This is a genomic window from Hugenholtzia roseola DSM 9546 (assembly GCF_000422585.1).
Taxonomy (GTDB): domain Bacteria; phylum Bacteroidota; class Bacteroidia; order Cytophagales; family Bernardetiaceae; genus Hugenholtzia; species Hugenholtzia roseola.
Map to the genome: position 1 here is coordinate 202,766 of NZ_KE383881.1, position 15,584 is coordinate 218,349.

The 15,584-nt window shown below is 40.5% G+C and carries 10 protein-coding genes; 3 read left to right on the forward strand and 7 right to left on the reverse strand.

Annotated elements, in window-relative coordinates; translation table 11 throughout:
* Positions 1-31 precede the first annotated feature (31 nt).
* Together G500_RS0114560 and G500_RS0114565 are read right to left on the reverse strand one after the other, a co-directional pair.
* Positions 32-1,009, reverse strand: coding sequence for a DNA-methyltransferase (locus G500_RS0114560; protein WP_027003085.1), 978 nt, complete (start codon positions 1,007-1,009; stop codon positions 32-34).
* A 200-nt stretch (positions 1,010-1,209) separates the two neighbouring features.
* A complete protein-coding gene (locus tag G500_RS0114565; protein ID WP_027003086.1) occupies positions 1,210-2,325 on the reverse strand; it encodes a hypothetical protein in 1,116 nt (371 codons plus the stop codon).
* A 452-nt stretch (positions 2,326-2,777) separates the two neighbouring features.
* Here G500_RS0114565 and G500_RS23645 point away from each other — a divergent pair, with 452 nt between their 5' ends.
* Both G500_RS23645 and G500_RS0114575 read left to right on the forward strand, forming a co-directional pair.
* A complete protein-coding gene (locus tag G500_RS23645; protein ID WP_425402043.1) occupies positions 2,778-5,066 on the forward strand; it encodes a Tex family protein in 2,289 nt (762 codons plus the stop codon).
* Between the two features lie 144 nt (positions 5,067-5,210).
* Positions 5,211-6,512, forward strand: a complete 1,302-nt coding sequence (locus G500_RS0114575) for a bifunctional folylpolyglutamate synthase/dihydrofolate synthase (RefSeq protein WP_027003087.1) — start codon at positions 5,211-5,213, stop codon at positions 6,510-6,512.
* Positions 6,513-6,531: 19 nt separating this feature from the next.
* On the opposite strand, the gene G500_RS0114580 is transcribed toward G500_RS0114575, so the two are convergent.
* Positions 6,532-7,122 carry a hypothetical protein gene (locus G500_RS0114580; protein WP_027003088.1) on the reverse strand — a complete coding sequence of 197 codons (591 nt, stop codon included), beginning with the start codon at positions 7,120-7,122 and terminating at the stop codon, positions 6,532-6,534.
* A gap of 157 nt (positions 7,123-7,279) precedes the next feature.
* On the opposite strand from G500_RS0114580, the gene G500_RS0114585 reads away from it, so the two are divergent.
* Positions 7,280-10,687: a methylmalonyl-CoA mutase family protein gene (locus tag G500_RS0114585; protein WP_027003089.1), complete on the forward strand. Its 3,408-nt coding sequence runs from the start codon at positions 7,280-7,282 to the stop codon at positions 10,685-10,687.
* Positions 10,688-11,014: 327 nt separating this feature from the next.
* Here G500_RS0114585 and G500_RS0114595 read toward each other — a convergent pair whose 3' ends face one another.
* The 4 genes from G500_RS0114595 to G500_RS0114615 all read right to left on the reverse strand — a co-directional run bounded on the left by G500_RS0114595 (position 11,015) and on the right by G500_RS0114615 (position 15,211).
* Positions 11,015-11,494, reverse strand: coding sequence for a DUF6314 family protein (locus G500_RS0114595; protein ID WP_027003090.1), 480 nt, complete (start codon positions 11,492-11,494; stop codon positions 11,015-11,017).
* Positions 11,495-11,670: 176 nt separating this feature from the next.
* Positions 11,671-12,669, reverse strand: a complete 999-nt coding sequence (locus tag G500_RS0114605) for a glutamate--tRNA ligase family protein (protein ID WP_051203670.1) — start codon at positions 12,667-12,669, stop codon at positions 11,671-11,673.
* 30 nt (positions 12,670-12,699) lie between these two features.
* The gene (locus tag G500_RS0114610; RefSeq protein WP_154657170.1) at positions 12,700-13,893 is read right to left on the reverse strand and encodes a SpoIIE family protein phosphatase; all 1,194 of its coding nucleotides are present in this window, start codon (positions 13,891-13,893) and stop codon (positions 12,700-12,702) included.
* Positions 13,894-14,068: 175 nt separating this feature from the next.
* The gene (locus tag G500_RS0114615) at positions 14,069-15,211 is read right to left on the reverse strand and encodes an FIST signal transduction protein (protein ID WP_027003093.1); all 1,143 of its coding nucleotides are present in this window, start codon (positions 15,209-15,211) and stop codon (positions 14,069-14,071) included.
* Positions 15,212-15,584: the final 373 nt, after the last annotated feature.

Genomic DNA, 15,584 nt, shown 5'->3' on the forward strand with positions numbered 1-15,584 from the left:
TTGTTATTTTATAGTTAAAATAACTTTCTTTCTAATTTTTTGTATTTTCCAATCGTCTTTGACTAATTTCAAAATACTCTTTTTCTAATTCGAAGCCTATAAACTTGCGTTTGAGTGTTAAACAGGATACACCTGTGCTGCCACTTCCCATAAAAGGGTCTAAAACAGTTTGATTTTCAAAACTTACTAATTTAACCAAATGGTGCATCAGTTCAATAGGCTTTAAAGTAGGATGATGATTAAAATCTTCTGCTTTTTGGCGAACTTTTGGTACAGCAAAAAACTTATCATAGCCGTCATCTAACTCATCTGTACGAATAATATTGGCACTTACTCTGCCATTTGGATGTGGATTATGACCCACTTTTCCTTCGCCTTTGGCATAAGGAATACGACTTTGCTCGATATTTAATGCTCCTGTGCCATATTTAATTACATTTTGGGCTACATTTAAGCCTTTTTCAATAGGCTTTTGCACTAAAATAATGGGTTCGTAGGCAGGCTTTAAGCCCAAACCAGCTCCCTTATATTGTATGCCTAACTCTGAATTAGGCTCGTATTTTAGTTTTTCATTATCCGAATAATAATTTTCTGCCCCCCCCTTTTTGTAGCCCTGCACATAGTTATATTTTCCTACTACTCTACTTTCTATGCCCAATTCTTTATCAATATCTAAGGCTACATCTCTACTTTTGGGCATACCATTCAGATAAGCCCAAAATAGTACATCTTTGATAATAAATCCGCTATCTTCTAAATCAACCATCAAACGGTGCATGAGCCTGACAGAGGAAAATACCAAACCAAAGGCACCACTTTTTAGTACCCTTACACTATCTTCCCAAATTTGTCTTTGCGGCAGAGCCTTGTCCCATTCGTGATTTTGGTAAGAAATCCCATAAGGTGGGTCTGTAATCAGGGCATCAACCGTATTTTCGGACAAAGGCGAAAGACCGTAACACGACTGATTAAATATCGCGTAAGGTTTTGATGTTGTCAAGTTCGACATAATCTAAAAGAGTTTTACTATAATTGACTAAAAGTTTTAAAACGTATTCTTTGGTCTTGTCGGGCAGAAAAATGTTTGCGAAAGGTGAGCTTGATAGCACTTTCCTACGCACAAAGTTTATAGAAAGTACAAAAGCCTAAGTTAAGCATATTAGCTTGTCTTTTGGCAAACATAATGTTGTGGGCTGTTTTTCTGTTCTGTTAGAAAAAGGTCTTTATTGTAAATTCATCGTCTTCTGGGATTAGAATTTTTAAAAGAAAATCTAAAAGCAATTCAGAGTTTAACATAAACGCCTGTTTTTCTTGATTATACATAAATACTTGCTTTTTTGTTAAAAACTCTTTTGAAAAGACCGATATAACTATTGGTAATGTCTTGGATATGAAAACATAGTAATCATAAGTACATTCATCAATAAGTTGGTTTACGCTATGCGACCAATTATTTGCCCAAGTAAATCTACTTTCTTTCCAACTTTCACTTTCTAAAATTCTAATTGGCTGATAATTACCAAATGGTCTTCTTGAAAAACGCCAATGTGTATATGGATTATTTACGAACACCAAGTTATCTCTAATAAGAACAGATATAATTTCTGCATTACCAAATATTTCTGATAATTCAGTACCGTTTAGTATAGCACCATTGTATTGTATAGGTATATATGCAATATCTTTTTGCCAACTAACGCCAAACTTATCTACTCTTATACCTGATATTAGACCGCCAACTCCGTTTGTAATTGTTGGTTTAACATACTTATAAGACTGAATAACACTACACATTGATATTAAAATCTGTTCGTCTGTTTGTTCAGAATTTCTAATTTCGTTATAAAATTCTTGTGTATGTTTGATAAATTCAGCATCAATAGTACCACTGTATGCGTCTTCATAAACAAGATGCTCTTTATAGCCCGAAGTACCGTTTGCATTAACTGAAATTAGAACAGGTTGCTCGTTTTCAACGAAACCTGCTATAATTGATATTTTTCGGTAAGTATTATAAATATACTTAAAACTGCCACGTAAATCGGGTTGCTCATTTACCTCCAATACCATTTTTAACCATTTAATGGCTTCATAGGCTTCTGAAACATTGCCTGCAAATGCTAATATCAGTTTATTGTTAAAGTTATAAATTTTCAACCATTGTTCTTGAACAACCTTGTCATTTCCAATAATGTGAGTTTCTCCAAAAGTGGACACATCACTCCAAATTTTCGCATTTTCTAGACTTTCCTGCTCATAGGTTATCGCACTGTCTGCTGCAATAAAAACTGATGTTTGGTTTCGCCAACCTGTTATGTATGTCATTCAGTTTACTGTTTTCGTTCTCTAAAATTGCCCACAATGAGTGGATTGGCGCAATAACTTTTTCTTTTTCTCAGCAGCATAACTATTTGATTATCAATAAGTTATTGCCGCCAATCTATGTTATACGAACATCAATTTCGTATAACATGTAGTAATACGCAGTTTTCCGCGCATTTCCAAAATTTTTTCGTACCCAAAGGACTTTTCACCTGCGATAATACGATTTGCACAGGCAACTTTCGCAGTCCAGACCTTTGTACGTCTTTAACAGTCGCAAGTTACTCCTTTTCTCCAAAGGGCGCAATTTTTTTGAAAAAAAATGGGCATCAGCCTATAAAAAACAGAGCGGAAAACTTTTGTGTTTTACTCAATTTTACTAATTTTGTCAGACTTTGCGAATTGAACTATCGCTTTTCGCTATTCGTTTCGTTTTTATTTAATTTTAGATGCTTGTGGAAACAAAATTGCTTTCGCTTTTAGCTAACGAGCTGCAAATTAGGCTCGAGCAGGTAGAAAAAACAGTCCTACTTTTAGATGAGGGTGCGACCGTTCCCTTTTTGGCGCGTTATCGCAAAGAGCAGACAGGACACTTAGACGAAGTGGTCATTACCCAAATTCGCGACCGCATCTTACAACTTCGGGAATTAGAAAAAAGAAAAGAGGCGATTTTGAAAAGTATAGACGAACAAGGCAAACTTTCAGACTCCCTCAAAGAGCAGATAGCGGCAGCCCCCACGATGGCAATTTTAGAAGACCTTTATCTGCCCTACAAACCCAAGCGCAAAACTCGCGCCTCCATTGCACGCGAAAAAGGCTTAGAACCTTTGGCGCAAGCCCTACTCGCCCACCTCGACCCCGATTCAGACGACAAAAACATAGATTGGAAAGCCTTAGCCGAAAGCCTTATTGATGCCGAAAAAGGCATACTTTCTACCGAAGATGCCCTTGCTGGCGCACGCGATATTATTGCCGAAACGGTCAATGAAAATGCCCAAGCACGTGCTTCCTTGCGCAATTTATACGAAAATAAAGCCACTGTCAAGACCCGCCTCATAGAAGGAAAAGAAGAGGAGGGCAAAAAATATAGCGACTATTTTAATTGGCAGGAAGACCTCAAACACGCACCTTCGCACCGCATCTTGGCACTTCGCAGGGCGGAAAAAGAGGGCGTTTTGCTTTTAGATATCGAACCCGACGAGGAAGCGGCAATCGAGCTTTTAGTGCATAAGTTTATTCCCGTCCAGACCGAAAGTGAAAAGAAAACGCAGCTGCAAATGGCGGTCAAAGATGCCTATAAAAGGCTTATGAAGCCCTCTATGGAAACGGAAATCCGCCTCGAATCTAAAAAAAGAGCCGATACCGAAGCCATCACCGTCTTTGCCGACAACGTCCGCGAATTGCTTTTGGCTGCCCCCTTCGGCGAAAAGCGCGTTTTGGCGATAGACCCCGGCTTTCGCACAGGTTGTAAAACGGTAGCCTTAGATGCACAGTGCAAACTTTTAGAAGAAAGTGTTATCTATCCAAATGAGCCACAAAAGCAAATCGAAAAAGCCGCTCAAATGCTCAAAAAATGGGTAGAAAAGTACCAAATTGAAGCCATTGCGATAGGAAATGGAACGGCGAGCCGCGAAACCGAACAGTTTTGTAGAAGTGTAGGGCTGCCTGCTCAGGTGCAAATTGTAGTGGTGAGCGAAAATGGAGCTTCGGTCTATTCCGCTTCCGAAGTGGCAAGGGAGGAGTTTCCCGACCAAGATGTTACGGTAAGAGGAGCAGTTTCCATCGGCAGACGTTTGATAGACCCCTTAGCCGAACTGGTCAAGATAGACCCTAAATCCATCGGCGTAGGACAATACCAACACGATGTAGACCAAAAAATGCTCAAAACTGCCTTAGACGATACCGTTATGAGTTGTGTAAATGCCGTAGGCGTAGAAGTCAATACGGCAAGTAAGGAACTTTTAAGCTATGTATCAGGCTTGGGGAGTGCATTGGCAGGCAATATTGTAAAATATAGAAACGAAAATGGTGCTTTTCGTAGTAGGAAAGAACTTTTAAAAGTACCACGTTTGGGGGCAAAGGCTTTCGAGCAGGCAGCAGGTTTTCTTCGTATCCGAAATGCCAAAAATCCTTTGGATAGCAGTGCGGTACACCCCGAAAGTTATGGGATTGTAGAAAAAATGGCAGCAGATTTAAACTGTTCTGTTGCTGATTTGATGGAAAAAAAGGACTTGCGCCACAAAATTCAGGTGCAGAAATATGTAACAGAAACGGTAGGCATGCCTACTTTGCAGGATATTCTCAAAGAATTGGAAAAGCCGGGGCGCGACCCACGCCAAGAGTTTGAAGCCTTCCACTTCGACGACCACATCAAAACCTTTGATGATGTGCGTGTTGGTATGAAATTGAAAGGAATTGTGAATAATATCACTGATTTTGGTGCCTTTGTCGATATTGGCATCAAAGAGGGCGGACTTATCCATGTTAGTCAAATGTCAGATGTTTTCATAAAACACCCAAAAGATATATTAAAATTACAGCAAAAAGTGGAAGTTACCGTCATCGGGATTGACGCAAACCGCAAGCGTATCTCCCTAAGTTTGCGACAAGACCCAACAGCACCGCCTAAGCGAAATCCCGAAAAAAATAAGACCGAAAAACACCTTGATAAATATGCTCAAGGCGAGTCGCAGGTTGAGGGTCAGGACTGGCGCATGCAGTTGAAAAACAAGTTTAAAAAGTAAGCATATTTATTTTGCTTATTGCTCTATTTTCAAATCCTATGGGCTTTTTGTGCCTATAGGATTTGAGCAGCAGAGTGGAGGTCTTGTTTTTTTCGGTCTAATATAAAAACAAAAAAAAACGCCACAATATTCTATAAAATTTCTATGACTTACGCCGAAACACTCACCTATCTTTATGCCCAACTGCCTATGTTTCAACGCATTGGTGGGGCAGCCTACAAAGCCAACTTGGATAATACTTGGGCTTTGATGGCGCATCTGGGCAATCCTCACGAGCGTTTTCGCTCCATTCATGTAGCAGGTACGAATGGGAAAGGCAGCACTTCGCATAGCTTGGCGGCGGTTTTGCAGGCGGCAGGTCTGAAAGTAGGACTTTATACTTCGCCTCATTTGAAAGAATTTACAGAGCGGATTCGGCTCAATGGCGTTGAGATTGAGCGCGAGTTTGTTGTGCGCTTTGTGTCTGAAAATCAGGACTTTATAGAAAAAATAAAGCCTTCTTTTTTTGAACTTACCGTAGGCATGGCATTTGCTTATTTTGCAGAAAAGGCAGCTCAAAATTTATTAGATATTGCAATTATTGAAGTAGGTATGGGAGGAAGGTTGGATTCTACCAATGTAATTTTGCCTCAAATTTCGGTTATTACCAACATCAGCTACGACCATCAGGCATATTTGGGCGACACGCTGCCTAAAATTGCAGCCGAAAAAGCGGGCATTATCAAACCCAACGTGCCTATTGTAATTAGTAAAAAACAGCCTGACTGTCAGCAGGTTTTTATAGAAAAAGCCGAGCAGCAGGGCGCAGCGATTTATTTTGCAGAGGATTTGTGGGACTTAGAAGTCTTAGAAAACGGCAATTTTTCTATTTACGATAAAATAGAAAAATCTTACTTTTTATCTGATTTTGAATTTGAACTGAAAGGTAACTACCAGCGCGATAATATTTTAGGTATCATCACAACTTTAAAACTATGGGAAAAAAGCAATACACCCATTCCAGCGCAGGCTTGGCGCGAAGGACTTTCGAATCTCACCCAACTGACGGGCTTGAAAGGCAGGTGGCAAAAGTTGTCTGATGCCCCTTTGACCCTTACTGATGTAGGACATAACCAAGATGCTTTTGTATGGATTGCAGCACAACTTTCAGAAATTTGTAGGAAAAAGGCGATTAAAAAACAGCATTTAGTTTTAGGTGCGGTAAATGACAAAGACTTAAAAATGTTTGATATTTTACCTAAAAACGCCACTTATTATTTTTGCAAGCCCGCTGTAGAGCGCGGATTAGAAGCAGAGGTATTGCGACAAAAAATGCAAACCTATGGTTTGCAAGGGGCGGCTTATCCTTCTGTTTTGGCGGCTTGGCAGGCAGCAAAGGCAGCCGCTACCCCCGAAGATTTGATTTTCATTGGGGGCAGTTCGTTTGTGGTGGCAGAGGTGGTGTGAGGGTTTCTTAATAAAAAAACTAATCAAAAGAACTTTCCGATACTAAATCGTAGCTATTTATTCCCCATTTTGCACCAAGTGATTTAAGTTTTTTTCTACCTTCTTTGCTGAAACCGAAGATATACTTACCACAATCTTCACCGCTATTGCAATTCATTAACTTATCAGTATACTCCTCTGCTATTTTGAGTTGGAACGGTCTTGTTTCTAAGGTATTGCAGCCAAAGCAAACTTCTATCGAGCCTACGATTTTTCCCTTTTTGTAAAAAACAACGCCCCAATGTGGGTCAAAACAAGCCGCAGCTCCACCACCATAGCTTTTTTCATCTAAAACAATATTCAGAAGTGCATTTATTTCTTGGGCAGATAAGACCTTACCTTTGTTGGTTGGGACATGTTTATTGAGGGTATAATCCTCTTCTACAATAGATAACACTGAAAACTTATCAGGCACTTGATAAGAAACGACTTTGTCATATTGCAGTTTCAGAAAGGGATTCTGTTGCGTTTGATTTTGGCAGTGAATAACTTTTGGCGCAAGAGTAGGTGCAGGCAATAAAAAAAGCAAAAATAAACTTAAAGCAAAAATATAAGTTGTTTTCAAAATCATAATTGTAGCGTGTAAGAAATGAGTAGTCGTAAAGTTACACAATATTCACCAACATTCGGCTTGCGCTGTCCCATTTTCCCAAAAAACTTTTTAAATTTGTAGCAGTTAGGAAAAGTACATCTATCAATACGCATATCAACACGCAACTTACGCACAAATGAGTACGAATAACCCCCCTGTTACCCTGCCTTATGTGGCACAAAATAAGATTCGCGTCGTTACGGCGGCGGCACTTTTTGATGGTCATGATGCTGCTATCAATATCATGCGCCGCATCATACAAGCCTCTGGCGCAGAGGTTATCCATTTAGGACACAATCGCTCGGTAGAAGAAATCGTTAATTGCGCCATTCAGGAAGATGCGCAAGCCATTGCCATTACTTCGTATCAGGGCGGACACGTGGAATTTTTTAAGTATATGCACGATTTGCTCAAAGAGCGCGGCGCACCTCATATCAAACTCTTTGGCGGCGGCGGTGGCGTAATCCTACCCTCCGAAATTGAAGAACTGCACGCCTACGGCATTACGCGCATCTATCACCCCGACGACGGCAGAGCTATGGGTTTGCAAGGTATGATAAACGATTTGCTGCAAAAATCCGATTTTCCCACAGGAAAAGACCTACAAGGGCAGGAAATTGTACAAATTAAAGATAAAGATTCTAAACATTTGGCGCGTCTGATTTCGGCGGTAGAAAACTATCCCGAAGAAAACAAGCACCTTCTTAGCCAAATTCGCCAACTGATTCCTGAAAAGTCTGCCCCTATTTTGGGCATCACAGGCACAGGTGGCGCAGGCAAATCTTCTATGGTAGATGAATTAGTCAGACGCTTTCTTATCGACTTTGAAAATAAAAATATCGCCATCGTATCCGTAGACCCTTCGCGCAGACGCACAGGCGGCGCACTTTTGGGCGACCGTATTCGCATGAACTCTATCACCAATAACAGAGTCTATATGCGCTCGCTTGCCACACGTCAGTCTAATTTGGCTCTTTCTAAATATGTTCAAGACGCGCTCGATATCCTAAAAGCCGCCGAATTTGATTTAATCATCTTAGAAACTTCGGGAATCGGACAATCTGATACCGAAATCATCGACCATTCCGACGCTTCTCTCTACGTCATGACTCCCGAATATGGGGCGGCTTCACAATTAGAAAAAATCGATATGATTGATTTTGCCGATGTCATTGCATTGAATAAATTTGATAAAAGAGGCGCGTTAGATGCCTTGCGCGATGTCAAGAAGCAGTACAAGCGCAACCGCAATCTTTGGGACACGCCCGACGAAAAGTTGCCCGTTTATGGTACAATCGCTTCACAATTTAATGATGCAGGTACAAATACGCTTTATCGTGCCATTATTGATTTAATCAATGAAAAGACAGGTTCTAATTTTGAGTCATCTTATGAAATGACTGCCGAAATTTCGGAAAAGCAGTACATCATACCCCCTGCACGTGTGCGCTATCTTTCTGAAATTAGTGAAAATAATCGCCGTTATGACATTTGGTCGGAAGAGCAGTCAAAAATTGCGGACAAACTCTACGGTTTGCAGCAATCTATCCAAACCGTTTCCGACAACAAAGACTTGCCCCAAGACCTTAAAGATGCCGTTTTGCAGGGTTTGAAAGACACCTTCGAGCAGGTCAAATTAGGTTTAGATGGCACAAATTGGAAAATCATAGAAGAATGGGAAAGCAAAGTAGCTGCCTATCAAGCCGATGAATTTATTTATCAGGTTAGGGGCAAGGATATTAGGGTGCAGACCTACACCAAGTCGCTTTCACATTCTAAAATACCGAAAGTGGTGCTGCCCAAATATCGCAGTTGGGGCGATATTTTAAAATGGTCGTTGCAAGAAAATGTACCCGGTGAGTTTCCCTACACCGCAGGCGTTTTTCCCTTCAAGCGCACAGGCGAAGACCCTACACGCATGTTTGCAGGCGAGGGCGGTCCCGAGCGTACCAATCGCCGTTTTCACTACCTTTCCAAAGGTATGCCCGCTGCCCGTCTTTCCACAGCCTTCGATTCGGTTACGCTTTATGGCGAAGACCCTGATTATCGCCCTGATATTTATGGTAAAATTGGCAATTCGGGCGTGAGCGTGTGTTGCCTCGATGATGCCAAAAAGCTCTATTCGGGATTCAACCTTTGCCACCCCAGCACGTCCGTTTCTATGACCATCAATGGTCCTGCGGCGGCGGTTTGTGCCTTTTTTATGAACGCTGCCATAGACCAGCAGTGTGAAATTTACATCAAAGAAAATGGCTTAGAAGCCGAAGTCGAAGCCAAAATTGCGGCAAAGTATGCCCAAAGTGGAAAGCCGCGTCCGCAGTATCAGGGCGAACTGCCCGAAGGCAATGGCGGTTTGGGTTTGATGCTTTTGGGGGTTACAGGAGATGAAGTTTTGCCAAAGGAAGTCTATGAAAAAATTAAAGCCAAAACCCTTTCGCAGGTGCGCGGAACGGTACAAGCCGATATTTTGAAAGAAGACCAAGCCCAAAATACCTGCATTTTTAGCACAGAATTTTCGCTCAAACTTATGGGCGACATTCAGCAGTATTTCATCGACCACAAGGTAGAAAATTTCTATTCCGTTTCTATTTCGGGCTATCACATTGCCGAAGCAGGGGCAAATCCGATTACACAACTTGCCTTTACCCTTAGCAATGGCTTTACCTTTGCCGAATATTATTTGAGCAGAGGCATGCACATCGACGATTTCGCGCCTAATTTCTCCTTTTTCTTTTCCAATGGCATAGACCCCGAATATTCTGTGATTGGGCGAGTGGCGCGTAGGATTTGGGCAAAGGCGATGAAATACAAATACGGTGCAAATGACCGTTCTCAAAAACTCAAATACCATATCCAAACGTCGGGACGCTCTTTGCACGCACAAGAAATCGACTTCAACGACATCAGAACGACCCTACAAGCCCTTTATGCCATCTACGACAACTGCAATTCTTTGCACACCAACGCCTATGATGAAGCCATCACAACGCCTACGGAAGAATCCGTCCGTCGTGCCGTTGCCATTCAGCTTATCATCAACAAAGAGTTAGGGTTAGCGAAAAACGAAAATCCTTTGCAGGGTTCGTTTATCATTGAAGAGCTAACGGATTTGGTAGAAGAAGCCGTTTTGAAAATTTTTGACCAAATTACCGAGCGCGGTGGCGTTTTGGGTGCAATGGAAAGGCAATTTCAGCGCACTCAAATTCAGGAAGAAAGTCTGCACTACGAAATGCTCAAACACACAGGCGAGTATCCGATTGTAGGGGTCAATACCTACCTTTCTTCTAAGGGTTCGCCTACGATTATCCCTGCCGAGGTCATTCGTTCTACCGAAGCGGAAAAGGAGTTTCAAATCCAGACCCGCAACCATTTGCAAACCTTCGATGCCGAAAAGAGCAAGCAGACCCTACGAAATCTTCAAAAGGCTGCCATACAAAACCAAAACCTATTCAACCATTTGATGGAAGCCACCAAAATTTGCACTTTAGGGCAAATTACAAGGGCTTTGTTTGAAGTGGGGGGACAGTATAGGAGGAATATGTAGCTTTTAGACTTCCAAACCTATAAGATTTTTAAAATCTTATAGGTTTTTTTCTCTTTATTGCGAAGGAGTTTTTTCACTGCCCATTCGAAACGGATTAGTCGCTTGCCCATAGTATTCTGTTTTTCACAAAGATACGAAAAAAGCAAGTCTGAAAAGTGGGAGCTTGCTTTTTGATTAGGAAATTTTGTGTTTTTTAAGTTGCATCTGACGGTAAGTTTGACAAAAATAGGGAGTATTTAGCACTTTTTTATCCCACCAGCCTATCCGTTTGTTTAGTTTTCAAATGTTTATATTTGCTCATCAGTCCCATTTTTCGTTAAACTGATGTTACAAGCAGGCATTATTTATTTTACTGTAATTCGTTCTAATTAGCAAGTTAGTTTTGGGTCCATTCACAGTATATTCTATGTAAAAATTAAACTTGTCTATAAAATAATATTTTCCATTATGTCTATCAAGTTTGCAAATGTGTTCAGAGCCTTTTAATTCGTGTTCGTTGTTTTCAAAAATAAGAGTTTGGAATAAGTTACCTTTTGTAACGCCATCGTTTAATATTATATCTATTTGATTATCTACTATTTTGTAGATGTATTCACGAGTAAAATTTATTAATTTATTTATTTTCTTCAATAAGAGTTTTCCATTTTCTACATAATATAGGGAATCAATTTCATCAAGGCTTGATTGAGAAAAAGAGGCTACTCCACTCGCTGTGTTTATCTCATTGAGATTTAAGTCTTTAATTATCCTATTTAAAGTCCAATCTCCTTTCAAATTTTCAAATATGTTTCTTGCTCTTTTATCCATTTTATGCTTTCTGCTAACTTGGGTGTTGTTACAACCTTCAGGCTGCTAAAAAAGGCTTTTGCTCATATCTTAGCGTTTCAAAACCAAAAGAAACGCAGATGTGTTTCCAAAAGCCTCAACAAAGATAGCAAAAAAAATCTTTCTTACCAGCCTACTCAAAAAAATAGCAGACTTTTTTAAGATTGCGCCTCGAAAAAAAGTTGAAAATCTTTTAAAGAATATAGCTTTTCTTTTAAACCTAAAAATTCGGAAAAAGACTCAAATACAAAACTTTTTCCTACTTCGCCACGCGCTCTTTGGTGATAGATGGCGGCTGCACCTGCCGACTTAGAAAGTTTGTCACCCTTTAAATCGTGCATAAGTCTGTGATGTAAGAAAATAGTGTTTTTGAACGAAAAAAAATCGGAAAGTAAGGACGCAAGTGCCATTTGTGCCTGCGTAGAAGGTATCAAATCGCTACCCCTTACAATGAAATTGATTTGATTTTCAAGGTCTTCTATCAAAGAAACTAACTGATACGCCGCCCTATTTTGTTTGCTACGAAGAATATAGTAAGGCATTTCTCTATGTACTAAATCGCCCTTAAATTGCACTTTTTTGTCTTCTCTGCCTTTCCAATCATATTCAAAATAAGCATAAGTTTGGGCAATCAATTTTTGGGTTTGCAAACGCCAAGCGCATTTTTGGTTTTCTTTTTGTATAAAAATTTCATTTTCTTTTTGAAAAAAATGCGTCTTTTCAGAAAGCAAACTACTTAGACAATTTCCATTATAAATTCCCTGATATTTTTCTATAATCTCCCTGCGCGAACAAGTACAGGGAAAAAGCCACTGCTGCGCAAGACGGCTCAAAAAGGAGTCGTAATGTTCAAGTCGGTGCTGCTGTGAATAAAATTTATAGAAATCATCTACATTTTGCGCACCCTCGTCGTAATCAAGTCCAAGCCAATCGAGGGTAAAGAAGATGTCCTCCACGTATTCGGGGCGGCTTCTACTTGCGTCTATATCGTCGATGCGTAAATAAATTTTTCCACTTTCCCTTCGCGCCAAAAGCCAAGTAAGCAAAAAAGAAAAAACATTTCCCAGATGAAGAAAGCCCGAAGGAGTAGGCGCAAAGCGCGTTTTGAGCGGCATTTTTTGAAGATTTTTGTCTAATTTTTGAGCTATATTTTCCATTTTTTGTTTTTTTGCACAAAAATAGAAAAATTAGACTTTCAAACCTACAACTAACACGTCATCGAGCTGTTCGCGCTTTTGCTTCCATTCTACAAAATAACTTTCAAGTCTGCGCCCTTGCTCTGCAAGCGGCAAGGCTTGGTTTTTTTCAAGCAGTTTCCTAAAATTTCGTCCAGAAAGTTTTTTGTCGTCCTTTCCTCCAAATTGGTCTTTATAGCCGTCTGAATAGAGATAAATAAGGGTTTTCCCTATTTGAAAAGGCAACGTATAATTTTCAAACTCTACCTTTTGGCGTAGTTTGTACCCTCCAATATCACCTCCGACAGAAAGATTTGTCCCTTTAAAAACTTGGACTTGCGCATTTTGAATAATTAAAGCATTGCTTTTTGCCCCTGCAAAGGTTATTTTTTTCGCGCTTTTATCGACCAAACAAACCCCTACATCTGCGCCATCTCTATTCAAAGTCCCCTCCTGACGAAGCGTACTTTTTACGTGCAAATCTAACAATTTGAGAATTTCGGCAGGCGCGTGAATACCCCTAACCTTTACAATCTGATTCAATCCATCGTTGATTATCAGGCTCATAAAAGCACCCGGAACACCATGCCCTGTACAATCGGCAACAACGGCTAAGGCTTTTTCGCTCTCTTTTTCCTGCCTTTTATCGGTTTCCTCCGTCTTTGTTTCTAAATCGGCAAACCAATAAAAATCGCCACTTACTACATCTTTCGGACGAAAAAAGACAAAAGATTCGGGAAATAACTGCTTAATTTCTTCTTCTTTCCAAAGCATTGCTTCCTGAATACGCTTGGCGTAATTGATGCTATCGGTGATATGAATATTTTTTTTCTTGATGGTATTGGCTTGCATTTCGGTTTCGAAGATAGCCGCCTTAATTCTATCTTCCAACATTTCATTTAAAACGCGCAATTCCTCACTATTCTGACGCAATTCTTCCTCTGTGGCAATAAGCGAGGCATTGAGTTCGAGTAGGTTTTGGTTTTTCTCGTTTAGTTCGGATATGGTACTTTCTAATAAATTTTCTAATGATTTTTTTTCTCTTTCCATGCGCTCAAACTTGAAATTAGCCATCGCCAAAGCACGCTCGATACTTTTGAGCTGTTTGAGCCAAAAATCCTGCTCCTCTTTGGGCAGAGCAAGCTGTTGCAATTTTTCGCGTAGGTGTTGGAAAGATTGGGCAAAATCGGAAGCGGATAAGCTCATAAGAAGCAAAAACTTTTTTGATAAAAGTAAAAAATAAAAAACTTTTTCTATCTCTATCAAATATAGCAAATTTGAAAATGCCTAACTAATGCCTTTGAAATTCGTTTTTGTGAAATGGCTTGTTTATCGTTCAAATAAGCAGATACTTAATAGAGATAGCATTTTATTTGAAAAATCAGTTGCTTTTTTCTTTTAAAATCACAACCGAAGAAGTTTCATTATGAAAATCGCAATTCTGGAAGCCTACTTTGCAGCCCAATTCGCCGTATGAGAAAAGCCCGACAAGGGGTGCCTGCCAAAGGTTTTGGAAGCCTGCAATTTCATCTTCTACCATCATACCCAAAGCCAAATGGCGTGCCTTGCAAGAAAAAAGTAAAATCGCTTCCGCTTCGGGTAGGTTTGTTTGTAAGGTGGCGACATCTTCTATGGCTTGGTCTATGACGGTAAAATCGGGAGGCATAGAAAATCGTACCTTCGCCCCCTGTGGTATTGCACCTGCAAAAATCAGGGCTTTTTCCTGCGACATAAGGGGCGCACGCAAGACGCTCGAACCGTCAGGACGCTGCAAATGAAAGGGGTGATTCGTGCCTAATTTGACAATAACGTCGGCTTTTTCGTTTTCGTCGATGTCCTCATATTTAAAATATTTGATGAAAACATCGAGAGCGGGTTCGTCATCGATGGTATAAATGACATTGCCAGCCGCCTTTGTAATGGTGCGCTCTGTGCCTACGGGCTTCCAACCGCTGGTAGCCAAGCCTTCTACGCTTACCCTTTCGGTGTCTAAGGCTAAAAAAAGAAGTCCGTTGTCGGTCTGTGCCGTTTGGTTGAAGACAAAAGTACCGCTCATTTTGAAGTCGTCGCCTGCCAATGCGCCAAATAGTTTCGGATTGGGTATGATATTTTTCACTCCCTCTACAATATCATCACCATTTGTAGCCAACCCTGCGGAGGCGACCAAAAGTGCAGGCTGCGCAAAGGTTTCCTGCGCTACTTGTGCCAAATTTTGAGCATTTTGGCGCACCCCTTCCTGATTTTGTGCCATCAATAGGCGAAAAGCGTCAGGGTTGAGATTGAGCAACATAACAGCAATGGCATTTTCTAAGACGCTATCATTTAAAATTTCGCCTGCCGTTGTTGCCCCAAAAAGGGCAATGTCGCGCTCTGCAAAACAGTGGCTTATGCCCTTCAAATCTTGCTCTACCGAGCAAAAGAGGAACGCCAAAGTAGGTTTGAAATCAGGCGATTGCGCCAAAAAGCGGTCTATTTTTTCTGTAAGCTCCGCCAAATTTTGGGCAGAAAAAGTTTGGGTTTGCATAAAAGGTAGGAAACAAAAAGATAGAAATTTTGCAAAAAAAGAGGAAGTTCAAAACATATCTTGCCTCAAACTTCGAACAACAATTTTTAGAACTCAATCCTACTACCCCCGAAAAAAAGCGTGTGCAGGATAGAAATTGAGGCGGTCGGCGCGAAGGCGCAAAGATAGCTCAACGCAAAGATAGCCCAAAGGGTAGGAAAACAGAGCCTCGTTCGATGCGTAAAGATACTACCTTTTGTCCTTTCTGACAACAAAAAGAAAAGCAAAAATCTTAAAAAGTAGGAATTTGTATCGTTAAAGACAGGGCAGAAAGGCTGCTACCTTTCCTTTCTCACTTATTCCTATGCTTTTTTTTATTTTTTTTATTTTTTTT

Coding starts and splice junctions, on each gene's coding strand:
- G500_RS0114575 (WP_027003087.1), top strand. CDS start 5,211: ATGACTTACGCCGAAACACTCACCTATCTTTATGCCCAACTGCCTATG.
- G500_RS0114585 (WP_027003089.1), top strand. CDS start 7,280: ATGAGTACGAATAACCCCCCTGTTACCCTGCCTTATGTGGCACAAAAT.
- G500_RS0114615 (WP_027003093.1), bottom strand. CDS start 15,211: ATGCAAACCCAAACTTTTTCTGCCCAAAATTTGGCGGAGCTTACAGAA.
- G500_RS0114580 (WP_027003088.1), bottom strand. CDS start 7,122: ATGATTTTGAAAACAACTTATATTTTTGCTTTAAGTTTATTTTTGCTT.
- G500_RS0114560 (WP_027003085.1), bottom strand. CDS start 1,009: ATGTCGAACTTGACAACATCAAAACCTTACGCGATATTTAATCAGTCG.
- G500_RS0114565 (WP_027003086.1), bottom strand. CDS start 2,325: ATGACATACATAACAGGTTGGCGAAACCAAACATCAGTTTTTATTGCA.
- G500_RS0114595 (WP_027003090.1), bottom strand. CDS start 11,494: ATGGATAAAAGAGCAAGAAACATATTTGAAAATTTGAAAGGAGATTGG.
- G500_RS0114610 (WP_154657170.1), bottom strand. CDS start 13,893: ATGAGCTTATCCGCTTCCGATTTTGCCCAATCTTTCCAACACCTACGC.
- G500_RS0114605 (WP_051203670.1), bottom strand. CDS start 12,669: ATGGAAAATATAGCTCAAAAATTAGACAAAAATCTTCAAAAAATGCCG.